Annotated in this window: 38 protein-coding genes; 2 read left to right on the top strand and 36 right to left on the bottom strand. The window is 58.1% G+C overall.

The genetic code is table 11. From position 1 onward, the window contains the following. Positions 1-3: 3 nt before the first annotated feature. The 23 genes from ACR0LD_RS18355 to rpmC form a co-directional block, all read right to left on the bottom strand. Positions 4-1,389, bottom strand: a complete 1,386-nt coding sequence (locus ACR0LD_RS18355; protein WP_170368008.1) for a trypsin-like peptidase domain-containing protein — start codon at positions 1,387-1,389, stop codon at positions 4-6. A gap of 171 nt (positions 1,390-1,560) precedes the next feature. Next, on the bottom strand, positions 1,561-1,986 hold the full coding sequence (gene rplQ, locus ACR0LD_RS18350) for a 50S ribosomal protein L17 (protein WP_093965383.1): 426 nt from the start codon (positions 1,984-1,986) through the stop codon (positions 1,561-1,563). Positions 1,987-2,104: 118 nt separating this feature from the next. Further along, positions 2,105-3,121: a DNA-directed RNA polymerase subunit alpha gene (locus ACR0LD_RS18345; protein ID WP_170342951.1), complete on the bottom strand. Its 1,017-nt coding sequence runs from the start codon at positions 3,119-3,121 to the stop codon at positions 2,105-2,107. A 116-nt stretch (positions 3,122-3,237) separates the two neighbouring features. Beyond that, a complete protein-coding gene (gene rpsK, locus ACR0LD_RS18340) occupies positions 3,238-3,627 on the bottom strand; it encodes a 30S ribosomal protein S11 (RefSeq protein WP_008757289.1) in 390 nt (129 codons plus the stop codon). A 15-nt stretch (positions 3,628-3,642) separates the two neighbouring features. Next, entirely contained in the window at positions 3,643-4,011 is a 369-nt protein-coding gene (gene rpsM / locus ACR0LD_RS18335; protein WP_093965378.1) for a 30S ribosomal protein S13, read from the bottom strand. Between the two features lie 199 nt (positions 4,012-4,210). Continuing rightward, the gene (locus ACR0LD_RS18330; RefSeq protein WP_170343464.1) at positions 4,211-4,855 is read right to left on the bottom strand and encodes an adenylate kinase; all 645 of its coding nucleotides are present in this window, start codon (positions 4,853-4,855) and stop codon (positions 4,211-4,213) included. Continuing rightward, positions 4,852-6,216 carry a preprotein translocase subunit SecY gene (secY, locus tag ACR0LD_RS18325; protein WP_093965375.1) on the bottom strand — a complete coding sequence of 455 codons (1,365 nt, stop codon included), beginning with the start codon at positions 6,214-6,216 and terminating at the stop codon, positions 4,852-4,854. The genes ACR0LD_RS18330 and secY overlap by 4 nt, the downstream gene beginning before the upstream one ends. Positions 6,217-6,325: 109 nt before the next feature. Next, entirely contained in the window at positions 6,326-6,799 is a 474-nt protein-coding gene (gene rplO / locus ACR0LD_RS18320) for a 50S ribosomal protein L15 (protein WP_170342955.1), read from the bottom strand. A gap of 149 nt (positions 6,800-6,948) precedes the next feature. Continuing rightward, positions 6,949-7,779 (bottom strand): hypothetical protein, encoded by an 831-nt coding sequence (locus ACR0LD_RS18315; protein WP_254429032.1) that lies wholly within the window; start codon positions 7,777-7,779, stop codon positions 6,949-6,951. A gap of 184 nt (positions 7,780-7,963) precedes the next feature. Continuing rightward, positions 7,964-8,179 carry a DUF1127 domain-containing protein gene (locus ACR0LD_RS18310; protein ID WP_170343462.1) on the bottom strand — a complete coding sequence of 72 codons (216 nt, stop codon included), beginning with the start codon at positions 8,177-8,179 and terminating at the stop codon, positions 7,964-7,966. A gap of 150 nt (positions 8,180-8,329) precedes the next feature. After that, positions 8,330-8,785, bottom strand: coding sequence for an SRPBCC domain-containing protein (locus ACR0LD_RS18305; RefSeq protein ID WP_480638362.1), 456 nt, complete (start codon positions 8,783-8,785; stop codon positions 8,330-8,332). Further along, positions 8,778-9,113 (bottom strand): ArsR/SmtB family transcription factor, encoded by a 336-nt coding sequence (locus tag ACR0LD_RS18300; RefSeq protein ID WP_480638361.1) that lies wholly within the window; start codon positions 9,111-9,113, stop codon positions 8,778-8,780. The genes ACR0LD_RS18305 and ACR0LD_RS18300 overlap by 8 nt, the downstream gene beginning before the upstream one ends. A 235-nt stretch (positions 9,114-9,348) precedes the next feature. Further along, a complete protein-coding gene (gene rpmD, locus ACR0LD_RS18295; protein WP_093965366.1) occupies positions 9,349-9,537 on the bottom strand; it encodes a 50S ribosomal protein L30 in 189 nt (62 codons plus the stop codon). Between the two features lie 12 nt (positions 9,538-9,549). Further along, positions 9,550-10,113, bottom strand: a complete 564-nt coding sequence (gene rpsE / locus ACR0LD_RS18290) for a 30S ribosomal protein S5 (RefSeq protein ID WP_093965365.1) — start codon at positions 10,111-10,113, stop codon at positions 9,550-9,552. A gap of 114 nt (positions 10,114-10,227) precedes the next feature. Beyond that, positions 10,228-10,587 carry a 50S ribosomal protein L18 gene (gene rplR / locus ACR0LD_RS18285; RefSeq protein ID WP_010437103.1) on the bottom strand — a complete coding sequence of 120 codons (360 nt, stop codon included), beginning with the start codon at positions 10,585-10,587 and terminating at the stop codon, positions 10,228-10,230. Between the two features lie 11 nt (positions 10,588-10,598). Further along, entirely contained in the window at positions 10,599-11,132 is a 534-nt protein-coding gene (gene rplF / locus ACR0LD_RS18280) for a 50S ribosomal protein L6 (RefSeq protein WP_093965363.1), read from the bottom strand. An 11-nt stretch (positions 11,133-11,143) separates the two neighbouring features. Further along, positions 11,144-11,536, bottom strand: coding sequence for a 30S ribosomal protein S8 (rpsH, locus tag ACR0LD_RS18275; RefSeq protein WP_093965361.1), 393 nt, complete (start codon positions 11,534-11,536; stop codon positions 11,144-11,146). Positions 11,537-11,549: 13 nt separating this feature from the next. Continuing rightward, positions 11,550-11,855 carry a 30S ribosomal protein S14 gene (gene rpsN / locus ACR0LD_RS18270; RefSeq protein ID WP_093965360.1) on the bottom strand — a complete coding sequence of 102 codons (306 nt, stop codon included), beginning with the start codon at positions 11,853-11,855 and terminating at the stop codon, positions 11,550-11,552. A 19-nt stretch (positions 11,856-11,874) separates the two neighbouring features. Next, a complete protein-coding gene (gene rplE / locus ACR0LD_RS18265) occupies positions 11,875-12,435 on the bottom strand; it encodes a 50S ribosomal protein L5 (protein ID WP_093965358.1) in 561 nt (186 codons plus the stop codon). Then, complete coding sequence (rplX, locus tag ACR0LD_RS18260; RefSeq protein WP_093965356.1) at positions 12,428-12,739, bottom strand: 50S ribosomal protein L24; 312 nt, start codon at positions 12,737-12,739, stop codon at positions 12,428-12,430. The genes rplE and rplX overlap by 8 nt, the downstream gene beginning before the upstream one ends. 2 nt (positions 12,740-12,741) lie before the next feature. Continuing rightward, positions 12,742-13,110, bottom strand: coding sequence for a 50S ribosomal protein L14 (rplN, locus tag ACR0LD_RS18255; protein ID WP_005621870.1), 369 nt, complete (start codon positions 13,108-13,110; stop codon positions 12,742-12,744). A gap of 76 nt (positions 13,111-13,186) precedes the next feature. Further along, a complete protein-coding gene (gene rpsQ, locus ACR0LD_RS18250) occupies positions 13,187-13,417 on the bottom strand; it encodes a 30S ribosomal protein S17 (RefSeq protein WP_170342963.1) in 231 nt (76 codons plus the stop codon). 4 nt (positions 13,418-13,421) lie between these two features. Continuing rightward, positions 13,422-13,628, bottom strand: a complete 207-nt coding sequence (rpmC, locus tag ACR0LD_RS18245; RefSeq protein WP_093965352.1) for a 50S ribosomal protein L29 — start codon at positions 13,626-13,628, stop codon at positions 13,422-13,424. Positions 13,629-13,890: 262 nt separating this feature from the next. On the opposite strand from rpmC, the gene ACR0LD_RS18240 reads away from it, so the two are divergent. Then, a complete protein-coding gene (locus tag ACR0LD_RS18240) occupies positions 13,891-14,526 on the top strand; it encodes a thermonuclease family protein (protein ID WP_170343459.1) in 636 nt (211 codons plus the stop codon). A 16-nt stretch (positions 14,527-14,542) separates the two neighbouring features. Here the strand turns inward: ACR0LD_RS18240 and ACR0LD_RS18235 are convergent, their stop codons facing one another. The 7 genes from ACR0LD_RS18235 to rplB all read right to left on the bottom strand — a co-directional run bounded on the left by ACR0LD_RS18235 (position 14,543) and on the right by rplB (position 18,410). Further along, positions 14,543-15,163, bottom strand: coding sequence for a 2OG-Fe(II) oxygenase family protein (locus ACR0LD_RS18235; RefSeq protein ID WP_480638355.1), 621 nt, complete (start codon positions 15,161-15,163; stop codon positions 14,543-14,545). A gap of 74 nt (positions 15,164-15,237) precedes the next feature. After that, a complete protein-coding gene (locus ACR0LD_RS18230) occupies positions 15,238-15,639 on the bottom strand; it encodes a YybH family protein (RefSeq protein ID WP_170367996.1) in 402 nt (133 codons plus the stop codon). Positions 15,640-15,765: 126 nt separating this feature from the next. Continuing rightward, on the bottom strand, positions 15,766-16,179 hold the full coding sequence (gene rplP, locus ACR0LD_RS18225) for a 50S ribosomal protein L16 (RefSeq protein WP_005980704.1): 414 nt from the start codon (positions 16,177-16,179) through the stop codon (positions 15,766-15,768). Positions 16,180-16,191: 12 nt separating this feature from the next. After that, positions 16,192-16,902 (bottom strand): 30S ribosomal protein S3, encoded by a 711-nt coding sequence (rpsC, locus tag ACR0LD_RS18220; protein WP_093965346.1) that lies wholly within the window; start codon positions 16,900-16,902, stop codon positions 16,192-16,194. Further along, positions 16,902-17,282, bottom strand: a complete 381-nt coding sequence (gene rplV / locus ACR0LD_RS18215; RefSeq protein ID WP_039538267.1) for a 50S ribosomal protein L22 — start codon at positions 17,280-17,282, stop codon at positions 16,902-16,904. The genes rpsC and rplV overlap by 1 nt, the downstream gene beginning before the upstream one ends. Before the next feature lie 3 nt (positions 17,283-17,285). Then, the gene (rpsS, locus tag ACR0LD_RS18210; protein ID WP_005980699.1) at positions 17,286-17,564 is read right to left on the bottom strand and encodes a 30S ribosomal protein S19; all 279 of its coding nucleotides are present in this window, start codon (positions 17,562-17,564) and stop codon (positions 17,286-17,288) included. A 3-nt stretch (positions 17,565-17,567) separates the two neighbouring features. Continuing rightward, positions 17,568-18,410 carry a 50S ribosomal protein L2 gene (rplB, locus tag ACR0LD_RS18205; protein WP_480638353.1) on the bottom strand — a complete coding sequence of 281 codons (843 nt, stop codon included), beginning with the start codon at positions 18,408-18,410 and terminating at the stop codon, positions 17,568-17,570. Positions 18,411-18,988: 578 nt separating this feature from the next. Between rplB and ACR0LD_RS18200 the strand changes: the two genes are divergently transcribed. Then, positions 18,989-20,194 carry a hypothetical protein gene (locus tag ACR0LD_RS18200; protein WP_480638351.1) on the top strand — a complete coding sequence of 402 codons (1,206 nt, stop codon included), beginning with the start codon at positions 18,989-18,991 and terminating at the stop codon, positions 20,192-20,194. A 52-nt stretch (positions 20,195-20,246) separates the two neighbouring features. On the opposite strand, the gene ACR0LD_RS18195 is transcribed toward ACR0LD_RS18200, so the two are convergent. From ACR0LD_RS18195 to ACR0LD_RS18170, 6 genes are all read right to left on the bottom strand, one after another. Next, the gene (locus tag ACR0LD_RS18195) at positions 20,247-20,543 is read right to left on the bottom strand and encodes a 50S ribosomal protein L23 (RefSeq protein ID WP_093965341.1); all 297 of its coding nucleotides are present in this window, start codon (positions 20,541-20,543) and stop codon (positions 20,247-20,249) included. Next, positions 20,540-21,157 carry a 50S ribosomal protein L4 gene (rplD, locus tag ACR0LD_RS18190; RefSeq protein WP_170342972.1) on the bottom strand — a complete coding sequence of 206 codons (618 nt, stop codon included), beginning with the start codon at positions 21,155-21,157 and terminating at the stop codon, positions 20,540-20,542. The genes ACR0LD_RS18195 and rplD overlap by 4 nt, the downstream gene beginning before the upstream one ends. Next, complete coding sequence (gene rplC, locus ACR0LD_RS18185; RefSeq protein WP_170343454.1) at positions 21,154-21,879, bottom strand: 50S ribosomal protein L3; 726 nt, start codon at positions 21,877-21,879, stop codon at positions 21,154-21,156. The genes rplD and rplC overlap by 4 nt, the downstream gene beginning before the upstream one ends. Before the next feature lie 18 nt (positions 21,880-21,897). Beyond that, entirely contained in the window at positions 21,898-22,212 is a 315-nt protein-coding gene (gene rpsJ / locus ACR0LD_RS18180) for a 30S ribosomal protein S10 (RefSeq protein WP_008756422.1), read from the bottom strand. Positions 22,213-22,434: 222 nt separating this feature from the next. Then, a complete protein-coding gene (locus tag ACR0LD_RS18175) occupies positions 22,435-23,382 on the bottom strand; it encodes an aldo/keto reductase (RefSeq protein ID WP_480638348.1) in 948 nt (315 codons plus the stop codon). Between the two features lie 235 nt (positions 23,383-23,617). Further along, positions 23,618-23,715: EF-Tu C-terminal domain-related protein (locus ACR0LD_RS18170; protein WP_480636862.1), on the bottom strand; the 98-nt coding region annotated here is incomplete at its 5' end.

The raw sequence follows: 23,715 nt of genomic DNA, 5'->3' as shown, positions 1-23,715 counted from the left end.
CGGTCACAGCCTGAACCGCAACGACACGGGTTTGCCGCCGCGCACCAGGTCGATCTGCACCCGCCGACCCGGATCGCGCAGCGCCCGAACGACGTCACGCGGGCGTTCAGCCTTTCGCCCGTTCACGGCATTGATGACATCGCCGGGCCGCAACCCGGCCCGCGCGCCATAGGGGCCGGGGTCGACCACGACCACACCGGTCTGCGACAGCAGCAGACCCATCTTGGCAATCATTGCCGGGTTGATGCGCGCAACCGTCATTCCCGGAAGAACCGTGCGATCGTCCAGAGTGGTTTCCTCGGCCGGAGGCGTCTCGGGCGCGGGCACCAGATCGACGGCGACCTCAGCACGTTCGCTGCCGCGGAGCCGGGTCAGAACGGATGTCCCACCAACACCCGCCACAGACATGCGGAACTTCATCTCAGCCGGAGAATTCACCTCCTCGCCATCCACATGGGTCACGATATCGCCAACCCGCAACCCGGCCTCGGCCAACGGGCTGAGCGGATGGAGGTCCGAGATCACAACTCCCTGCGGCAACGAAAGCCCAAGGGATTCGGCGATGTCGGCGCTCATGGTCTGTCCGGCCATACCTGCCCAAGGGCTGACGAAACCTTCGTTTCCTTCCTGGGCCTGCCGCAGAAACTCTGCGACCAGATTGGCCGGAATGGCGAAGCCAATCCCATTGGACCCACCCGACCGCGTCAGGATCGAGGTGTTGATGCCGATCAGGTCACCATTCACGTCGATCAGGGCGCCACCGGAATTGCCCGGGTTGATGGGCGCGTCTGTCTGGATGAAATAGCCCCGTGCATTGCCGGTGGCGGTGCCAGACCGCGCCAACCCCGAGATGATGCCAGACGACACGGTCTGCCCGACGCCGAACGGGTTGCCGATGGCCAGAGCCAGTTCCCCCACCTCGACATGGTCAGAATCCCGCAGACGCAGAAACGGCAGTCCTTGGGCATCCTGCAGGCGCAGGATGGCGATGTCGCTTTCCTCGTCGCCCAGAACGACCTCGGCCTGGAACTCGCGACGATCCGTGGTCACGACCCGGATCTCGGTCGCGGTCCCGACAACGTGATAGTTCGAGACGACATAGCCGTCCTCGGTCAGGATGACGCCCGACCCCAGCGAGTTTTGAACCCGCGGCCGCGGTGCACCGAACCCACCGCCGAAAAAGTCGCGAAAGAACGGATCCGTGAAAATCGGGCTGCTGCGCCCAGGCCGGACGATCTTGGCATAGATGTTCACCACCGCCGGGGCAGCCTTTTTGACCACCGGGGCAAAACCCATGGAAATCTCGACCTGTGACTGAGGAACCCGTGTCTCGGCACCGGCATGGGTGGCCAGTGTCATCAGGCATACGGCCAGGATCGTGCGTATCATGACAGCTCCGTTCATCATCCGCCGAAGATATGCGGAGGTCGGCACGCGAATGCAATAGAGCACGCGAAACCTTACCGCTGCCATGTCCGCCGCAAGCGTGGCGATCCATAAGAAAAAGCCCCTGACCGGGATATCCGGACAGGGGCCATGAAACGGCAATGCAGCCGGTTCTTATTCTTCGTCAACGTCCACTTCTTCAGCGGCGACGCGGGCCTTGTCGGCTGCGCCTTTGGCGTCGATGTCACGATCAACGAATTCGATGATCGCCATCGGAGCCATGTCGCCATAGCGGAAGCCAGCTTTCAGGATACGGACATAGCCGCCCTGACGGTCCTTGTAGCGCGGGCCCAGAACCTCGAACAGCTTGGCGACGTCCTTGTCTTCCTTCAGCTGAGCTGCGGCCTGACGGCGGGCGTGCAGGTCGCCGCGCTTGCCCAGGGTGATCAGTTTTTCAACGATCGGGCGCAGTTCTTTTGCCTTGGGCAGAGTCGTCTTGATCTGTTCGTGCTCGATCAGCGAGCCGGCCATGTTCGAGAACAGGGCCTTGCGGTGCTCATGAGTACGGTTCAGGCGGCGGTAACCACGTGCGTGACGCATTTTTCAATTCCTTCTTTCGCGTTTTGCTTTGTCTGGCCGGCGATGCGTGTCACCGGCTCTCCTTGGGGCGGAAATGCCCATACGGTCCCCGGCAGCCCGGGCATTGGCGAAGACGCGTTTAGAACGCGTCTTCGAATTTCTTGGCCAGATCTTCGATGTTGTCGGGCGGCCAATCCTCGACATCCATGCCGAGGTGCAGACCCATGCCGGACAGCACTTCCTTGATCTCGTTCAGCGACTTGCGGCCGAAGTTCGGGGTGCGCAGCATCTCGGCTTCGGTCTTCTGGATCAGGTCGCCGATGTAGACGATGTTGTCGTTCTTCAGGCAGTTTGCCGAACGGACCGATAGTTCCAGCTCGTCCACTTTCTTCAGCAGCAGCGGGTTGAACTCCAGACCATCGTCCTCGTCCTGGCGACCGGCCGATTCCGGCTCGTCGAAGTTGACGAAGATCGACAGCTGATCCTGCAGGATGCGGGCGGCGAAGGCCAGCGCGTCCTCGGGCGTGATCGAGCCGTCGGTTTCGATCTTCATGGTCAGCTTGTCATAGTCCAGAACCTGGCCTTCACGGGTCGGCTGAACGTCATAGGCGACTTTCTTGACCGGCGAGTAGATCGCGTCGATCGGGATCAGGCCGATGGGTGCATCTTCGGGCTTGTTCTTCTCGGCCGAGACATAGCCTTTGCCGGTGTTGACGGTCAGTTCCATGAACAGCTCGGCGCCATCGTCCAGGTGGCAGATGACGTGATCACGGTTCAGAACCTCGATGCCGGCGCTTTCGCTGATATCACCGGCGGTGACAACTGCGGGGCCTTTGGCATTGATCGACAGGCGCTTGGGCCCTTCGACTTCCATGCGCAGAGCGACCTGCTTGAGGTTCAGGATGATGTCGGTGACGTCTTCACGAACGCCTGCGACCGAGCTGAACTCGTGCAGTACGTTGTCGATCTGGACGCTGGTGATGGCGGCGCCTTGCAGCGAGCTCATCAGAACACGGCGCAGCGCGTTGCCCAGGGTCAGACCAAAGCCACGCTCAAGCGGCTCCGCAACCAGGGTTGCCTGCCGCGCGGGATCGTTGCCCGGCTTGCCTTCCAGTTGGGTCGGCTTGATCAATTCTGCCCAATTCTTGTGGATCATGTAATCCCTCCATTCCTGTCTGCGCCCCATGACCAATCAGGTGCAGACGCCCGAGGTTTCAAAACGGCGAACCGGGGCCGTGTAAAAACACGGCCCCAGCCTGGTAATTCGATCGGTTAGACGCGGCGGCGCTTCGGCGGGCGGCAGCCATTGTGGGCGATCGGGGTCACATCGCGGATCGACGTGATGTTGAAGCCCACGGCAGCCAGCGCACGCAGAGCCGATTCACGACCCGAACCGGGGCCCTGAACTTCGACTTCCAGCGTCTTGACGCCATGTTCCTGCGCTTTCTTGCCTGCATCTTCTGCAGCCATCTGAGCGGCGTAGGGGGTCGATTTCCGCGATCCCTTGAAGCCCATGGTGCCGGCCGACGACCACGAAATGGCGTTGCCCTGCACGTCCGAGATCAGGATCTTGGTGTTGTTGAAGGTCGAATTCACATGGGCGACGCCCGATGCGATGTTCTTACGCTCTTTGCGCTTAACGCGAGTCTTGTCACGTGCCATCAGTCAGACCCTCCCTTATTTCTTCTTACCAGCAATGGCCTTTGCGGGGCCTTTGCGGGTACGAGCGTTGGTGTGGGTACGCTGACCGCGAACCGGCAGGTTGCGGCGGTGACGCAGACCGCGATAGCAGCCCAGGTCCATCAGACGCTTGATGTTCATCTGAACTTCGCGACGCAGGTCACCTTCGACGGTGAAGTTGGCGTCGATGTATTCGCGGATGGCTAGAACTTCGGCATCCGACAGTTCATTGACGCGACGGGTCGTGTCGATGCCAACGGCTTCGCAGATCGCTTTGGCCGAGGTGTTGCCGATACCGGTGATATATGTGAGGGCGATTGGTACCCGCTTTGCAGTCGGGATGTTTACGCCGGCAATACGTGCCACGTGTCACTTTCCTTTCGTTGCGGTTCCGTAGTTCCAGAACCTTTTTTCACAACGCCTAACCGTGGCAGTGTGGCCAGAGGGTTCAGCATTATTCGAGGTGGTCTATACATGCGGAACGAATCCCGCGTGCGCGATTGATTCCCCAAAGGGATGGGGGTCGATATGGGCTTTTGGGCTTGGCGTCAAGCCCTTTGCAAGCTTAACCCAATATGGCTGCGATCGAGGCCCGGACTTCCTTGATGTCCGCCAGCCCGTTCACCGGTCGAAGATCGCCCTTGGCGTAGTAATAGCCAATCAACGGCGAGGTCTTCTTGTAATATTCCATAAGCCGGGTGCGCAGGCTTTCCTCGTTGTCGTCGGCGCGACGAACGAAGTCGTTTTCCTTGCCGCAATTGGTGCATTTACCATCGGCCGGGATCGGTTTGGTCTTGTCATTGTAGACCTCGCCGCAACCGCCACAGGTCGACCGGGCAGTGATCCGATCAACCAGGGCCTCGTCATCCACGCGCATTTCGATCACGGTGTGCAGCGACTGGCCTAGCTTGGTCAGAAGGGCCGACAAGGCGTCAGCCTGGGCCAAGGTTCGCGGGAAGCCGTCGAAGATGAAGCCTGCGCCCTTTTCGGTGGTCAGTTTCTCTTCGATCAGGCCAATCACGATCTCGTCGGTGACAAGCTTTCCCGCGTCCATGATCGCGGCCACCTTCTTGCCCATCTCGGTTCCCGAGCTGCGGGCCTCGCGCAGCATGTCACCGGTGCTGAGCTGGATCATGCCCCGCGTTTCAACCAAGTGACGTGCCTGCGTACCCTTGCCTGCCCCCGGGGGGCCCAGAAGAATGATATTCATCGACGAGCGGGTCCCTTCCTGCCGCGTTTCTTGCCTTTACCGCGCAACTGGGACTTTTCGATCAGCCCTTCGTATTGATGCGCCAACAGGTGGCTCTGAACCTGTTGGATCGTGTCCATGGTCACAGAGACGATGATCAGAACCGAGGTGCCGCCGAAATAGAACGGAATGGCGAACTGGCCGCGCAGAATTTCAGGCAGCAGGCAGACCGCCGCAAGATAGGCCGAACCCAGCACCAGCACGCGGTTGACGACGTATTCCAGATATTCGGCGGTCTTTTTGCCAGGGCGAATGCCGGGCACAAAGCCGTTCTGCTTTTTCAGGTTGTCCGCCACGTCATCCGGTTTGAACGACACGTTGAACGTGTAGAAGTAGGCAAAGAACACGATCATCGACGCAAAGAACAGCAGATAAAGCGGCTGTCCCGGTCCGAAATTGGCCAGCAGCCACGACATGATCGGTCCGTTTGCAGCGCCCGACGAAAAGGTCGAGATCGTGACCGGCAGCAGCAGCAGCGAGCTGGCGAAGATCGCCGGAATCACGCCGGCCGGGTTGACCTTGACCGGCAGGTGGCTCGAGCCGCCCTCATAGACCTTCATGCCGACATTGCGGCGCGGGTACTGGATGTGGATCTTGCGCAGCGCGCGTTCCATGAACACCACGAAGGTGATAACGGCGATCACCATCACGATCACGCCGACGATCACGGCCGGGCTGATCGCGCCCGAACGGCCCGAGGCAAGGAACTGGGCCAGCGCGGCAGGAACCTCGGCGATGATGCCGACAAAAATGATCAGCGAGATGCCGTTGCCGATGCCGCGCGCGGTGATCTGTTCACCCAGCCACATCAGGAACATGGTGCCACCGACCAGAGTGATCATCGTCGACAGGCGGAAATACAGACCCGGATCGGTCGCCAAATCGCCCGATTCCAGCGAAACCGCCAGGCCATAGGCCTGAACGGTGGCCAGCGCGACGGTGCCGAAACGGGTGTACTGGTTTATCTTCTTGCGGCCCTGCTCGCCCTCTTTCTTGAGTTGTTCGAGCGCGGGCACCATCGAGGTCAGCAGCTGTACGATGATCGATGCCGAGATATAGGGCATGATGCCGAGGGCAAAGATACCCATCCGCCCCAGCGCCCCGCCGGTGAACATCGAAACCATCCCACCGATGCCCTGCCCCGCTTGTTCCATGAACTCGCGCAGCGCCTGACCGTCGATCCCCGGCACCGGAATGAAGGTGCCCAGACGATAGACGATCAGCAAACCCAGCGTGAACAGGATGCGGTTGCGCAGATCGGTGGCCTTGCCCAAAGCAGCCCAGCTTGTGTTGGCTGCCATTTGTTCTGCTGCTGATACCATAAATCGGTCTCTCTTATGAAAACGCCGCCCGGAACCGTTTTCCGGCTCGGGCGGCGTCTTGGAAAACTCTGAGGTCTATGTAAGCGGGTCGGCGCCCGCTCACAAGCGCTTACTCTGCCGCAGCGGCTTTTGTGACCTTCAGTGAACCGCCCGCTTTTTCCACGGCTTCGATCGCCGCTTTCGAGGCGCCGGTCACTTCCAGGTTCAGCTTGGCGCTGATTTCGCCTTTGGCCAGAACGCGGATACCGTCCAGCTTGCGGCGCACCAGACCCGAGGCGACCAGTGCGTCCTCGGTGATGGCCGATTTAACGTCCAGTTTGCCGGCGTCGACGAATTTCTGGATCAGGCCCAGGTTGATGACGGCAAATTCCTTGCGGTTCGGCTTGTTGAAGCCGCGCTTGGGCAGGCGCTGATACAGCGGCATCTGGCCGCCTTCGTAGCCGTTGATGGCCACACCCGAACGAGATTTCTGGCCTTTGATACCGCGGCCACCCATTTTACCCTTGCCAGAGCCGGGACCACGGCCAACGCGGGTGCGTTTCTTGACGGCGCCGGGATTGTCGCGCAATTCGTGCAGTTTCATGTCGCTTCTCCTAAGCCGGATATGACCCCGAAGCGTGATGGGCCAAACACGGCATTTCTTGGTTTTGATTCTCGTGGCAAACACGCCACCGGAGCGCAGTACAGCCTCGCGCCCCGAGTTGCAAGTTTTGATTGCCCTGCCGCAGCGGCTCAGTCGTCGCGGCCAGCAATGGGCGCGTCTTGGGGCACAATTCCATGTTTGGCCACAAGTCGCCCGACCAGGCTGTCAGGATGTGGTATTCCACCATGGTTCTTGCGCATGATCGCCCGCATCCGGCGCCCGTATAGATGGATCGAGACGGTATCCTCGTGAAAAAACCGGTCAAGATTTTCGTTCGGCCGGGCAAGGGCCCGGCGCCGCGAAAAGTTGATCGGGTAAAAAACATGCTCTGGCAGGGCGTATTTTATCTCGCCTGTTTCCTTCAGCGCCCAGGTGAATGCCTTTGGCCCCCACACGCCCCACAACGCCTCGGGAACGTTGGTCGGGTTCCCGGCGTCCCGCGCCTCTTCCAGCGGTCGGCGGTGGCGCGGCGGTAACCAAGGAGGAATAAGGTAGGGATCATTCGTGTACTCGATCAGCTTGGCCAGAGTTTCACTGTCCTGCGGCAGGCCCAGAACCCCGATCGCCACCTCACCCTCGAGATACCCATAGTAATGACCATTCGCCGTTGAATAGGGTTTCAGGCAATAGGCATCGGTGTCGGCCCAGATCAGGTCGGGCTCCTGAGCCAGCATCCGGTAGCGGAACTTGTCGGAATGCGGCGCGGGGCTATTGGTCCGCTCATGAGTGATAAATTCGGAATCCGGCAGGATCTCGCGGGCATCACGGTGCTCGACACCCTCGGGGATGTTCGTCACATTGCTATAGGTATAAATCCGCACGCTGTGGCCCATATCCAAGTACGACTGGATGCACAGCAGTTCCAAAAAGCTGAGCGGCCCCTCGACCCACAGCATTGCAATCTGGAAGTCCCGTGCCATGTTCTGCCCTCTCTGCCCAATGTGTTCATGCCTTGACGGCTTGCCTGCATTGGAGTGACCCAATTCCCGGCGCCGCGCAACGTCGCAGTTGTGGTAACAACTATTTTCCTGCCCGTGTGGGATCCGTAAACACAAAAGAGGCGCCACTTGGGCGCCTCTGCTTCATATGTTGTCGTCCCGTATCTTACGAGCAGTAGGCGTGCTCGCGGGCGATGTCGGCGATGTCGCACCGGCGGATGCCGATGTCGTTCAACTCGCGGTCGCTCAGACGCTGCAACTCGGTATACGTGCGGGTGTATTCGCTGGCCCGGGCGCGGTTTTCTTTCACGCGCTCGATCAGGTTTGCGATACGGGCGGTCAGGTTGAAGCCGCCATGTGTCAGGGTCGCTGTGTGTGCCATTATCTCATTTCCTTTCGAATGTCGGGGCGTATTCCCCGATGTCACTTACTTGGTTCCTGTCTTGGACAGGGTTGAGATAGGGAGTTCAGTTATCGCTAACAACGATGGTTTTGGACTGGCCGCTATGCATTTTTGGCATAGCGGCGCAAATCAGGAGTGACCGCCACCGGCCGCAAGCCGGGACAGGTTGTCCAAAGCAGCAGACCAGCCACCTTTGTAGTCCTGAAATAGTTCTGGCCCGGCCAGGCTTGTGATCTGCAACGTGACGCGCAGCGTACTGCCGTGGCCATTCGGCATGATTTCGTGTCCGCACAGCGAGACCGAGACCAACTCTCCCTGAATGACCAGTGTTTCGGTCAATGAAAGAAACTCCGGCGAGACTACGTGGAACAGGCTGGTCGTATTGAACTCGGGCGCTTCTTTCGGTCCACACCGCGTTTCCTCACGGCCTCCGGGTCGACAGTCGAACACATCGATCAAAACTACGCTTTCATCGTCTGGTGCGGCCCATTTCTGGCGCAACTCGCGGTCGGTCAACACCTGAAACAGCCGGTCAGGAGCGCAGGCAATCTCGCGTTCCAAGATCAAAGTTTCGTAATCAGCCATCATCGGATTCCTTTCCAATTTGCTCGGCAAGTGCGGACAGGCGATCCAGCCGGCCTTCCCAGAGGTGACGTTGTTGTTTCAACCAACCTTCCGCCTCGGCGATCGGGGCGGCTTCGATATGCAACATGCGAACCCGACCGATCTTCTCCGAACGGATCATTCCCGCGGATTCCAGTTTGCCGAGATGCTTCAGAAACGAAGGAAGAGCCATGTCATGCGCTTCGTGCAGCTCTGACACGGCCGCTGGGCCAGTGATCAGCCGCTCGATCACGGCACGCCGGGTCGGATCGGCCAGCGCAGAAAAAAAAGTATCGAGTTTGTTAGCCATAAGGCTAAGTATTTCAACGCACCACCCGCGTCAAGAAAAAGTTAGCCGTTTGGCTATGTTTTAATTTCAGGGTCAGGACGGAGGGCAAAAAGGTGTCTACCTGCAAATTCCTGGCCAGGCCTTGACCTAGTTCACCGCAAAAGGCGGTCTTCCGACATTCCGCGCAGGCGACGGCCAAAAATGAAAACGCCCCCGATCAAATCGGAGGCGTTCATTAGGCTTTCGAAGTTGGCGCTTAGCCGCGCTCTTCGATGATCTCAACCAGATGCGGGATCTTGTTGACCATGCCGCGGATCGACGGAGTGTCTTCCAATTCGCGGGTCTTGTGCATCTTGTTCAGGCCCAGACCGATCAGGGTTGCGCGCTGTTCGGCGGGGCGACGGATCGGGGAACCGATCTGCTTGACGACGATGGTTTTTGCCATTGCTCGCTCTCCTTACGCTTCGGCTTCAGCCGGTGCTTCATCCCGCTTGGGCAGGATATCGGCGACCTTCTTGCCACGACGCGCGGCAACCGAACGCGGGCTCTGTTCTTTCTTCAGGCCGTCGATGGTGGCACGGATCATGTTGTACGGGTTCTGCGAGCCCAGCGACTTGGACACAACGTCCTTTACGCCCAGCATTTCGAACACGGCACGCATCGGACCACCGGCGATGATACCGGTACCTTCCGGTGCGGTGCGCATGACCACTTTACCGGCGCCGTGACGGCCTTCGATGTCGTGGTGCAGGGTCCGGCCTTCGCGCAGCTGCACGCGGATCATCTGACGCTTGGCTTGCTCGGTCGCCTTGCGGATGGCTTCAGGTACTTCTTTCGCTTTACCTTTGCCAAAGCCCACGCGGCCTTTCTGATCGCCAACAACCACCAGAGCGGCGAAGCCAAAGCGCTTACCACCTTTTACGGTTTTCGACACGCGGTTGATTGCGACCAGACGATCGGCAAATTCCGGTGCTTCTTCACGGTCGCGGCCACGGCCCCGACGGTTTTCACGTTCTGCCATTTGGCATCCCTTTTCTCATGTGGCGCTTGGCGCCGTTTTCTTCAATCCAAGTGAGCCTCGACTGACGCCGAGGCCCCCGGATCATCGGGGCGGATCGAAACCCGCCCACAGGCCTTAGATTTTCAGGCCGCCTTCACGCGCAGCGTCGGCAACTGCCTTCACCTTGCCGTGGAACAGGAAGCCGCCACGATCGAAATAAGCCTCTTCGACGCCGGCCTTCTTGGCCCGCTCGGCGATGGCTGCGCCCACTTTGGTGGCCGCTTCGACGTTGTTCTTGCCAACAACACCCAGATCCTTTTCCAGGGTCGAGGCCGAGGCCAGGGTCACGCCACGTACGTCGTCGATCAGCTGAACGGAGATGTTCTTGTTCGAACGGTGTACGGACAGACGCGGACGACCCGCGTTGACCTTGCGAAGTTTGTTCCGAACGCGCAGGCGGCGCTTCAGAAACAGGGTTCTTTTGCTGTTTGCCATTGTGTTCGTCCTTACTTCTTCTTGCCTTCCTTGCGGAAGATGAACTCGCCCTTGTAGCGGATGCCCTTGCCTTTGTACGGCTCGGGGCGGCGCCACTCGCGGATTTTCGCCGCGGTTTCGCCCACCAGCTGCTGGTCGATGCCTTCCACAACGATCTCGGTCTGCTTCGGCGCGGTTATGGTGACACCTTCCGGAGCAACGAAATCAACATCGTGGCTGTAGCCCAGGTTCAGCTTCAGGGTGTTGCCCTGCATCTGAGCGCGGTAACCCACACCCTGGATTTCCAGTTCCTTCTTGAAGCCTTCGGTCACACCGGTCACCAGATTGGCGACCATGGTGCGGCTCATGCCCCACTGCTGACGCGCACGCTTGGACGAACCACGCGGGTCGATTTTGACCACGTTGTCTTCGACCGTCAGGGTGACGTCATCGGTTGCGGTGAAGCTGCGGGTGCCTTTCGGACCTTTGACTTCGATGGTCTGACCCGACACAGAGGCGGTAACGCCGCTGGGCAGCTCGACCGGTTTCTTACCAATACGAGACATTGCAGACCTCCTTAGAAGACGGTGCAGAGCACTTCGCCGCCAACATTGTTGGAGCGAGCGTTTGCGTCCGACATCACACCTTTCGGAGTGCTGACAATCGACACGCCCAGGCCCTGACGAACCTGCGGGATGTCATTGACGCCCATGTATACGCGACGGCCGGGCTTCGAGACCCGCTTCAGTTCGCGAATGACAGGGGTGCCTTCGTAGTATTTCAGGCTGATTTCCAGAGCCGGATGACCGTTTTCACCGGTCGTCTTTTCATAGCCGCGGATATAGCCTTCGTCCGCCAGCACGTCCAGAACCCAGGCGCGCAGTTTCGACGCCGGAGTGATCACGGTGGACTTGCCGCGCATTTGCGCGTTGCGGATGCGGGTGAGCATATCGCCGATAGGATCGTTCATATCTGTCTCTCCCTTACCAGCTCGATTTCACCATGCCGGGGATCTGACCAGCAGAACCCAGCTCGCGCAGCGCGATACGGCTGACCTTCAGCTTACGGTAGTAAGCGTGGGGACGACCGGTCAGCTGACAACGGTTGTGCAGACGGGTAGCCGAGCTGTTGCGCGGCAGTTTCGCCAGTTTCAGACGCGCTTTGAAGCGCTCTTCCATCGGCTTGCTCTCGTCATTCGCGATCTCTTTCAGAGCCGCACGCTTTTCGGCATACTGTGCCACCAGGCGTGCGCGCTTCTTCTCGCGTTCGATCATTGCTTTTTTAGCCATGTCTCAATCCTCCCGGCGCTTACGCGTTGAACGGCATGTTGAAAGCTTTCAACAGTGCCTTTGCTTCAGCGTCGGTTTTCGCTGTGGTGGCAATTACGATGTCCATGCCCCAGACCTCGTCGACCTTGTCGAAGTCGATTTCCGGGAACACGATGTGCTCTTTCATGCCCATGGCAAAGTTGCCACGGCCATCGAAGGACGGTTTCACACCGCGGAAGTCACGTACGCGAGGCATCGCGATGGTGATCAGACGGTCCAGGAATTCGTACATCCGGTCGCCGCGCAGGGTCACCTTGGCGCCCAGCGGCATGTCTTCACGGACGCGGAAACCCGCGATCGACTTCTTCGCCTTGGTCGAAACGGCCTTCTGACCGGCGATCGCCGTCAGATCCTCGACCGCGGCTTTCGCCTTCTTCGAGTCCTTCACCGCCTCGGCACCACAGCCGATGTTCAGAACGATCTTCTCCAGCTTGGGGATCTGCATATCGTTCTTGTAGCCGAACTCTTCTTTCAGAGCGGCACGGATGGTTTCAGCGTACTGAGCTTTCAGACGCGGGGTGTAGGTTGCAGCATCAAGCATCGATCACGTCCCCCGTGGTCTTGGCGTAACGAACCTTCTTGTCACCTTCCATGCGGAAGCCGACGCGGGTTGCCTTGCCGTTCTTGTCCAGCAGGGCCAGGTTCGACAGGTCGATCGGCAGAGCTTTGGGCAGGCGGCCACCTTGCGACGTTTGCGACTGGCGGGTGTGGCGAATGGCGATGTTCACGCCATCAACGACAGCTTTGCCGGCTTTGGGGTCGACCGAGGTGATAGTCCCCTCTTTGCCCTTGTCCTTGCCGGCCAGCACGACGACCTTGTCGCCTTTGCGGAGTTTAGCAGCCATGATTACAGCACCTCCGGAGCCAGCGAGATGATCTTCATGAAGTTCTTCGCGCGCAGTTCACGAACAACGGGGCCGAAGATACGGGTGCCGACGGGCTCGTTGTTGTTGTTCAGGATGACGGCGGCGTTGCGATCGAAGCGGATCGCGGTGCCGTCTTCGCGACGGACTTCTTTGGCGGTGCGCACGACGACGGCCTTGCGGACATCACCTTTCTTCACGCGGCCGCGCGGGATGGCTTCCTTCACCGAGACGACAATGATGTCGCCGACGGAGGCGTATTTACGCTTGGAACCACCCAGGACCTTGATGCACTGAACTCGGCGGGCGCCGGAGTTGTCAGCGACATCCAGATTGGTCTGCATCTGGATCATGTGGTTTCTCCCGACCTGTGGGGGCTGGTCTTGTTAAATCCCCCAGGGTTTCGACAAATGGAAAAGTCCCGGAGGCTTAGGCCTCCAGAACCTCCCAACGTTTCGTCTTCGATTTCGGCGCGCATTCGATGATGCGTACGGTGTCGCCGACCTTGAAGGCGTTCTTTTCGTCGTGAGCCCGGTATTTCTTGGACTTACGAACGGTTTTCTGCAGTAGAGGGTGCTTGAAACGGCGCTCGACCAGAACGGTGATGGTCTGTTCGTTGGCGTCGCTGGTCACGGTGCCTTGCAGGATACGCTTGGGCATCTGATTACTCCTCGGATGCCGCGGCAGCGGCCTTTTCGTTCAGAATGGTTTTGACGCGGGCAGCATTGCGGCGGGCCGCTTTGATACCAGCAGTGTTTTCCAGCTGACCGGTGGCCTGTTGAAAGCGCAGGTTGAAGCTTTCTTTCTTCAGGTTGGCCAGTTCCTCGCGGAGCTGGTCCGGGGTCTTTTCACGCAGTTCTTGGGCGTTCATCGCCTTTTCCTTTGCTCAAAACACCAGAAGGCCCCGTACACGGGTCACCTTGGACCTGGTGGATGAATGATAGACATGCGAATCGCCCGACAACGCCGGGAGACCGCAGGATGCCGCCGTATAAGGGTTTGGTGGGTTGGTGGCAAGAGGAAGTTTTGCAACCAGAACCGGGCAACCAACGGGTCACGTCAGAACCTGACCACTTGCGCGTTGTCTTCTGTGGAAACGGGTTTGGCCGAAACTCAAAAGACACGTGAAACCCTTGAAGTATCTTTATCCCGCTGACTTAGGAACGGTGGAAAAAATGGAACTGGTTGTCCTAATTGGGTTTGCGGCACTTCTAGTTGTTTTAAAATCAAGAAAGCCACGCCTTGTCGCCCGTCATAGAGGCCATCAAAAACCTCCGCAAGCCTCCACACGGAACCGCGCAATCCCGCGACAACAGCCGAGTGTTGTTCCCTCCAACCGCGTTCTGACGGGGCGCGCTTATGTGATCGATGGCGACACAATCATTGTCCGTGGAACAAAGATCCGTCTAGCCGGCATTGATGCGCCCGAGCTGGACATGCCATGGGGCCTAAAGGCAAAGTGGACGATGGTCGAAATCTGCAAGGGTCAGGAGATTACCGTCAAGCTGAACGGCGAAACATCCTATGACCGGTTAGTTGGAATTGCATACCTACCCAATGGGCAGGACATCGGCGCGGAGCTGATCAAAAGGGGGCTTGCGCTGGACCTGCCTTTATTTTCACAGGGAAGGTATAGGCATCTCGAACCGACCGGCGCCAGAGAACGGCTGCGGAATGGGGCTTTCGGTCACGCATCGATTTCGGTTCGCAGGACGACGACAGTCGTCGCCTATGGGCGCAGATCAAACCGGCACAATGCCGGCAGTTGAATACGACCCAAGGAGTTCACTCCCACTTATAGTTAAAACTCACCGAAATCCGTTCTTCTTCGGCCATGTTCATGGGCACCTCGTGGCGCAGCCAGCTTTCCCACAGCAGAACGTCGCCGACCTTCGGCTTCATATAAATGAAGGGCTGCAATTCGCGTCGGGCGCCCTTCTGGCGCACCGGCGCGGCCATCATGCGGCCTGAGCGGGGGTCCTCCAGCTTCAGCGCGCTGGCGCCTTCCGGCATTGACACATAGGTCGTTCCAGAAATCACACTGTGCGGATGGATGTGGCTGGCATGCATTCCACCCTCGGGCAGGATGTTGATCCAAAGATCCTCCAGCTTCAATTCCCGGTCATCGAGATCAAACTCAAGGTCTTTCGCGAATGCAGCCACGTGCTGATCCAAAGTCTTCACCAAGTCCTGAAAGATCGGAAACCGCCAGGGCAGGTCAGTCAACGAGGCATAGCTGGTGTAACCCGGATAGCCGTTTTTTTCGCACCACTCCTGCCCGGCCTCGTCATCCTCAGCGATGACAAGGCACGAGTTCTCCAGCTCCTCCGGATCGATCCTTGGATCGAACTCAGACAGAGCGGCGCGGTAGAGACGGGTAACGAAGAGTGATTCAATCTGTGCCATGGGCGTCCATTACCCTATTCGACGCCCAGGCGCGATAGAGGAACTTTCTTCGAATTTGGAAACCCCTGCTGCTGTCACAAGTCAATATAGGGCAACGGGTCGCTGTGATGCGCGATCAGCTTCCACGCTCCACCTTCAAGGCGATAGACATTCGTGCCGCGCATCCGGATACCGGCCCCATCGCCCTGCCCCGATGCCTCGGCGACATGGTGCACAGTGGCAAGCGTATCCCCAACCACAACATGCCGGTTCAGCACTTTGATCGACCCGCCCAGATGCGCCCGACCCTGCGCGACCCAATCCTGATCCGTGACTTTCCACCCGACGTGGAACAGATCGGGTGACGGCCCCATATAGATGACATCGTCCGCATGCGACCACAGCGCCTCCATCGGTACAACGTCACCCTCGAACATAGCGTTCAGTGCGGCAAAGAAGCCGTCGTCAATCTTTTCTATCTCTGACGTCGAAACCATTTGAGGCCCCCTGTTCTAGGCTTTTCCAAAATATCAAAAGCTGAAGCGGAGCCTAACCCAAACCATCCGAAAAACAAAAAACCCCGCCGGTTCGGCGGGGTTTTCTGAAGTCTTGGCAAGACCGGTTTACCAGTCCTCGCGGACCACCACGCGGGTCTTGATCGGCAGCTTCATCGCAGCCAGGCGCAGAGCCTCGCGCGCGATCTCATCGTTGACGCCGTCGATCTCGAACATCACGCGACCGGGCTTCACTTTGGCTGCCCAATAGTCGACCGAGCCTTTACCTTTACCCATACGGACTTCGGTAGGCTTCGAGGTCACGGGGGTATCCGGGAAGATCCGGATCCAGACGCGACCTTGACGCTTCATGTGACGGGTCATGGCACGACGCGCAGCTTCGATCTGGCGTGCAGTGACGCGCTCGGGCTGCAGAGCCTTCAGACCGTAGGTGCCAAAGTTCAGATCAGAGCCGCCCTTGGCTTCACCCTTGATCCGGCCTTTGTGCATCTTGCGGAATTTTGTACGCTTTGGTTGAAGCATATCTTTCCCTCCTTAGCGACGACCGCCACCAGCACCACGAGGTGCAGGGCCGTCCTGGAGTTCCTGTGCTTTACGGTCACGTGCCTGCGGATCGTGCTCCATGATCTCACCTTTGAAGATCCAGACCTTGATCCCGATGATCCCGTAGGGGGTCATCGCTTCGGCATGTGCGTAATCGATGTCGGCACGCAGGGTGTGCAGAGGCACGCGGCCTTCGCGGTACCACTCGGTCCGTGCGATTTCGGCGCCGCCCAGACGACCAGCGACGTTCACCCGGATACCCAGGGCGCCCATGCGCATGGCGTTCTGAACCGACCGCTTCATCGCGCGGCGGAACGAAACGCGGCGCTCCAGCTGCTGAGCGATCGACTCGGCAACCAGCTGCGCGTCGAGTTCCGGCTTGCGCACTTCGACGATGTTCAGGTGCAGTTCGCTGTCGGTCATCTGCGCGATTTTCTTGCGCAGAACTTCGATGTCCGCGCCTTTCTTGCCGATGATGACACCGGGACGCGCGGTGTGGATCGTGACGCGGCACTTCTTGTGCGGGCGTTCGATGATCACACGGGCGATGCCGGCTTGCTTGCACTCTTTCTTGATGAACTCACGGATCTTGAGGTCTTCCAGCAGAAGATCACCGTAGTCCTTGGTATCTGCGTACCAACGGCTGTCCCAGGTGCGGTTGACCTGAAGGCGCATGCCGATCGGATTGACTTTATGTCCCATTAGGCTTGCTCCTCAACTTGACGCACCTTGATGGTGATCTCCGAGAACGGCTTCATGATCTTGCCGAAACGGCCACGAGCACGCGGACGACCGCGCTTCATGACCAGGTTCTTGCCAACCCATGCTTCGGCGACGATCAGCTCGTCCACGTCCAGGTTGTGGTTGTTTTCGGCGTTCGCGATTGCGGACTGCAGGCACTTTTTGACGTCCTGCGCGACACGCTTGTTCGAGAAAGTCAGGTCGGTCAGAGCCTTCTCGACTTTCTTGCCGCGGATCATTTGCGCAACCAGGTTCAGTTTCTGCGGGCTGGTGCGAAGCATACGGGTTTTTGCCATTGCTTCGTTTTCAGCCACGCGGCGGGGGTTCTTTTCCTTGCCCATGACTTACTTCCGCTTCGCTTTTTTGTCTGCGGCATGGCCATAATAGGTCCGGGTCGGCGAGTACTCACCGAACTTCTGACCGATCATGTCTTCCGAGACGTTTACCGGGATATGCTTCTGGCCGTTGTACACACCAAAGGTCAGACCCACGAACTGGGGCAGAATGGTGGAACGACGCGACCAGATCTTGATGACTTCGTTGCGGCCCGACTCGCGCGCAGCTTCGGCTTTTTTCAGCACGTAAGCGTCGACGAAAGGACCCTTCCAAACAGAGCGAGACATGTCTTAACGCCCTTTCTTCTTGGCGTGCCGCGAGCGGATGATCAGCTTCTGGGACGCTTTGTTCTTGTTGCGGGTACGCTTACCCTTGGTGTCCTTACCCCAAGGCGTAACCGGCGTACGGCCACCCGAGGTCCGGCCTTCACCACCACCGTGGGGGTGATCGATCGGGTTCATGGCAACACCACGGACCGACGGACGCACGCCTTTGTGGCGCATACGACCGGCTTTGCCGAGGTTCTGGTTGCTGTTGTCGGGGTTCGACACGGCACCGACGGTGGCCATGCATTCCTGGCGCACCATACGCAGCTCGCCCGAGCTCAGACGGATCTGGGCATAGCCGCCATCACGGCCGACGAACTGGGCGTAGGTGCCCGCGGCACGCGCGATCTGACCGCCCTTGCCGGGCTTCATCTCGATGTTGTGCACGATGGTACCGATCGGCATACCCGAGAACGGCATCGCGTTGCCGGGCTTGATGTCAGCCTTGGCCGAAGCGATGACCTTGTCGGCAACCGCCAGACGCTGCGGCGCCAGGATATAGGCCTGCTCGCCATCGTCATATTTGATCAGTGCGATGAATGCGGTCCGGTTCGGGTCGTATTCGATCCGCTCGACGGTTGCCGCCACATCCAGTTTGTTCCGTTTGAAGTCAACGATCCGGTAGAGACGCTTTGCGCCACCGCCACGGCGGCGTGAAGTGATCCGTCCGGTGTTGTTCCGGCCGCCCGATTTGGTCAAACCCTCAGTGAGAGACTTGACCGGACGTCCTTTCCAAAGCTCCGAACGGTCGATCAGCACCAGCCCGCGCTGGCCCGGCGTCGTCGGTTTGTACGACTTGAGTGCCATGCTTTCTGTCTTCCGTTTAGCAAGCGCGAGGATCAATCCCCGCTATGTGAGAGGCCCCCGTAGGTGCCCAGTTTATAGGGCCCCGAAGGTCCCCGGTTTCAAATATCAGAGGCCCCGGAACGAATCCGAGGCCGCAAGATTGGGAGCGTTTAGCAGGGTTGGGGGTGGGTGTCTATAGCGCTCTAGGTGCTTTCCACCAAATTTAAGAACCAACAGGCATCTCAAGACTTACTTCAGAATTAGCGGCCAACCTGACTGACGAGCTTTGAAGGCAAGCTAAAGGTGTCACAAAGATACCTATTGCAATCCAGAAATGAGTAGATAGCTTTCGGCACAACCAAGTTGAAAGGAACATTTGTGCCAAAATTCTCTGAGTATTTAAAATTAATGCTCCACAATCTCAACTCGATTTTGTCGATATCAGTACAGACTTCGACACACCCGTTTACGTAGACCCCTACGCCATTGAAATTAGAAACGATGTATGGTCTGCGGAAGCTTCGAATCTCATTAGAGCGTTCTTTGTTGAAGTTTTGGATGCGCTTAGAGCAGGAGACGACCTCAGGGCACGGAACTTGATGTCTCATCTGCATGAGCCTTACGAAACCTACCTTGGAGTCTCCTCAGCCAAACCGCAAGGCAAAGGAGTAGGGCAAAAACAGTCACGCCAGCTAATCGCAGCGATCAAAAACAGCGCTGCCTTTCAATCGGGTCTACTATCCGATCTTTCAGAAATGGCCTTGTTCGTTGAGCATGTGGATCGTGACAAGATTTCTGACCTGACCACCAACGTCATTAGAGAGCGCTTGGTGCAATACACCCAAGAGCAGTGCGCACTATATAGCATTCCTACAAATAAGTATAATGGGCCTCCACTTTGGGATGCCAACCTCCGCAATTGGCGAAGCCAGTACGTAGACCTTCCATTCATAGAAGACGCACCAGTGCTCCTGATCCCAAAGTATATAGTTAGAAAACGGCTGTCGCTTGATAGCCAAGAGTTTTACAATAAACATATTACCGATTTTTTGGTCTCGGAGCACATTCAAGCCAACAGTAGTTTGGTAACACTTTTGAAGGGCAAGCCTAAGGTCTACAAAAAAGACGTACGGGAAAAGCATCCAAAGTCTAAGAAGCTCATAACTGACTTGGTTGCCCAAAATCCTGGTTTGCTGGACCTGTACAAACGCTTAGCAAGCAGCGAAGCCCGAATTATGGTCAACACAAGTGACACCGATCAGTCTGTTTCTCAATCCTGCATAGATCTGATAGCCGAGCTTGAAAAAATTCCAGCCGGAATGAAAGGTGCAGACGCTTACCACATCTGGGCCATGCACGCGTTAACTGTTTGTTTTTACCCAGACCTCATTCAACCTCACAAGGAATGGGAAATAAACCAAGGTCGAAAACGTATCGATATTGTATTCACCAACGCTGCAAACAACGGTTTTTTTGCTCATCGAAGGGATGCGAACAATACCGCTGCTACCATGGTTGTTGTCGAGTGCAAGAATTATACAAAAGACATTGCTAACCCAGAGGTCGACCAATTGTTGGGCCGCTTCGACAATAACAGAGGCCGTTTCGGAATTATCACTTGCCGCGGAGTGCAAGACAGAGACCGTCTTTTAGAGCGTCAGCGGGATTTAGCGAAGGGCGGCCAAGCTTACATCTTGGTTCTAACAGATGATGATTTCAGAAAGCTACTAGAAGCAAAGTCTAAGCTTGAAGAAGAGGCTCTAGGTGAAATTCTTCACCAGAAATTTCGAGAGATAATATCGTAAAAAAGCCCCCGCTTTCGCGGGGGCTCTCACCTCTCTCCAAGGACGGGTCCGATCAGAGACCGGTGGTCACGTCGATGGTGTTGCCCTCTTCCAGGGTCACATAGGCCTTTTTGACGTCTTTCCGCTTGCCCAGCTGGCCGCGGAACCGCTTGACCTTGCCTTTGGTCACGGTGGTGTTCACCGCCTTGACCTTCACACCAAACAGCGCCTCGACGGCCTCTTTGATCTGCGGCTTGTTGCTGTCGATCGCCACTTCAAAGACAACCGCGCCGTTCTCAGAGGCCATGGTCGTTTTCTCGGTGATGATCGGCTTGCGGATCACGTCGTAGTGTTCTGCCTTCGCGCTCATTTCAGTCGAGCCTCCAGTGCTTCGACACCCGCCTTGGTGAGCACCAGGGTGTCACGCTTGAGGATGTCATAGACGTTTGCGCCCATCGACGGCAGGATATCCAGACCTTCGATGTTGCGGGCTGCGCGGGCGAACCCTTCGTTCACGGTGGCGCCGTCGATGACCAGAGCGCGCTTCCAGCCCAGGTTTGCAACCTGCTTGGCCAGTGCGGCGGTCTTGCCTTCGGCTTCGGCGCTTTCGATCACGACCAGCTCACCGGCTTTGGCCTTGGCCGACAGTGCGTGGCGCAGGCCCAGCTTGCGGAACTTCTTCGGCAGGTCGTGGCCGTGCGAACGCGGGGTCGGACCCTTGTAAATGCCACCCTTGCGGAAGATCGGCGCGTTGCGGTCACCGTGACGTGCGCCACCGGTGCCCTTCTGGCGATAGATCTTCTTGGTCGAGTAGCTGGTTTCCGAGCGGGTCTTCACCTTGTGGGTGCCAGCCTGCGCGTTGTTGCGCTGCCAACGGACCACACGGTGCAGGATGTCCGCGCGCGGCTCCAGGCCGAACAGGTCCGCATCCAGCTCGATGTTGCCGGCTTTCTTGCCGTCCAGTTTGATTACATCAAGTTTCATGCTTCACCACCTTCCGCGGGTGCTTCTTCCGCAGGTGCTTCGGTTGCAGCCGATTTCACAGCAGCCGGGAAAGGCAAGCCTTCCGGTGCTTTCTTCTTGACGGCGTCCTTGACGGTAACCCAGCCCGATTTCGGTCCGGGAACGGCGCCTTTGATGAAGACCAGACCACGGTCGGCGTCGGTTTTGACGACCTCGAGGTTCTGGGTGGTAACACGGGCAGCACCCATGTGACCGGCCATCTTCTTGCCTTTGAACACCTTGCCCGGGTCCTGACACTGACCGGTCGAACCGTGCGAACGGTGGCTGATCGAAACACCGTGCGAGGCGCGCAGACCACCGAAGTTGTGGCGCTTCATTGCACCGGCAAAACCTTTACCGATCGAGGTGCCCGAAACGTCAACCTTCTGACCAGCCAGGAAGTGATCTGCCGAGATCTCGGCGCCCACTTCGATCAGCGCGTCTTCCGACACGCGGAACTCGGCCAGCTTGCGCTTGGGCTCGACCTTGGCGGCGGCGAAGTGGCCGCGCATGGCCTTCGAGGTGCGTTTTGCCTTGGCGGCACCGGCGCCCAGCTGAACGGCGGTGTAGCCGTCTTTGTCAGCGGTACGCTGTGCAACGACCTGCAGATTGTCCAGGTGAAGAACGGTCACAGGGATCTGCTTGCCGTCTTCCATGAACAGGCGGGTCATGCCGACTTTTTTTGCGATAATACCAGAGCGCATCATCAATACCCTCCGATCTTACGACTGCAGCTTGATCTCGACGTCCACACCAGCGGCCAGGTCGAGCTTCATCAGCGCGTCCACGGTCTGGGGGGTCGGATCTACGATGTCCAAGAGACGCTTGTGCGTACGGATCTCGAACTGATCGCGGGATTTCTTGTCAACGTGAGGGCCACGGAGAACCGTGAACTTCTCGATCTTGTTCGGCAGCGGGATCGGGCCGCGCACGTTCGCGCCGGTCCGCTTTGCAGTGTTGACGATCTCTTGCGTGCTGGCATCCAGGACGCGATAGTCAAATGCCTTCAGCCGAATACGGATGTTTTGGCTTTGCATATTAACAGCCTTTTTTCAGGCGTTGGAGTTGAGAGGAGGACGGGCGCTCATCGCCAACCCTCATCGAACCCAAAAGGCGGGAATCACCCCGCCTTCACGTTCTCACCGAGAACTCGCGCGGTTTAGTGGGGTTGGCGCTGTTTGGCAAGGGGGAAATGCCACCAAGCTCCAAATGCGGATTGTCCAACAAGTGATAGGCCGCCGCGCTGAATCTTGAAGACCCTACCCGGCTTCAGGATCGTTTTGGGATTGCCCCATTTCCGCCAGCTCTGTCCAGACCGCATCCGGGATAGACCAGTCGGACCATTCGAATGTTTGGTCCACGTGCTGCGGCCATGTCGCGCCGCAGATTGTCGAAGCTATATCTGCGTTTTTGACCGAGAACTGCAACGCAAGCGCCCCCAACGGGACATCGTAGCGGGAACAGATACTCTCGACCGCACGAACCGGACCCAGAACAGCTTCGGTCGCCGGCTGATAGACATAGAAATGATGCGCGGAACTTCCCTTGGCCAATATTCCTCCGGAATAGGGCGCCGCATTCAGAACGGTCACTCCCTTGGAACGCGCGAGTTCAATCAGCGGAGCGGAATTCACGTTGACGACTGTATGCCTGTTGTGCGTCAGAAGGACGTCGAACTCACGATCGCGTAGCATAGGCATCAGGACGTCAATTCGACCACCGGCAAGCCCCACAGCTTTGGCCAGGCCTTCTTCCTTCATCCGAAACAGCTCATCAAGCGCGCCGCCCGTGCCGGTCACTTCGGAAAGATCTGCGGCGTATTCAGGGTCATGAAGGTGAAGAATATCCACCTGGTCGACGCCAAGGGCTTCAAGGCTTGCTTCAAGCGACCTTCGCGCTTGTGTCGCATCAAACCTGTTGCTCTCCATATCCCGGTCCAGTTTCGTGGACAGAACCCGACCCTCGGGCCACCCGCCCAATTCGCGAATGACTTGCCCGATACGTTCTTCGCTTCGGCCCAACGCATACCCGCGCGCTGTATCAATGAAGCCGTCCGGACGCTGTAGAATTGCCCTGATGGTATCCAGTGCACGGCTTTCGTCTACTTCGTATCCATATATCTGTGGAATGCTTCCCAGCCCTGTTGAACCGAACCCTATTTGCGGCAACCTGACCCCAGTCCGGCCGATTTCAACATGCTTGGTCATCCCACCATCCTCCCCTACTGGACAATTCTGACTGCAATTGTGTCGAGGGGCGCCGCTCAACGCAAGCTTGGCGTATTCGCGTGCAACACCAAGATGTGTGCAACCAATGTTTTGGGGACTTAACGAAAAAGGCCGCCCCGGTTTGGGACGGCCTTCTTTGGTTTCTCACCAAGTAGCTTTCAGCTGGCTTCGCTTTGGAAAACCGCCTGCCGCAACCGGGCGCGACAAGCGCGCCTTACTCGATGATTTTGGACACGACGCCGGCGCCGACGGTGCGGCCGCCCTCGCGGATGGCGAAGCGCAGACCGTTTTCCATGGCGATCGGGGCGATCA

Source organism: Ruegeria sp. BF8, from assembly GCF_056538625.1.
The sequence above is the reverse complement of the archived record's forward strand: the minus strand, read 5'-3'. Positions and strand labels throughout refer to the sequence as shown.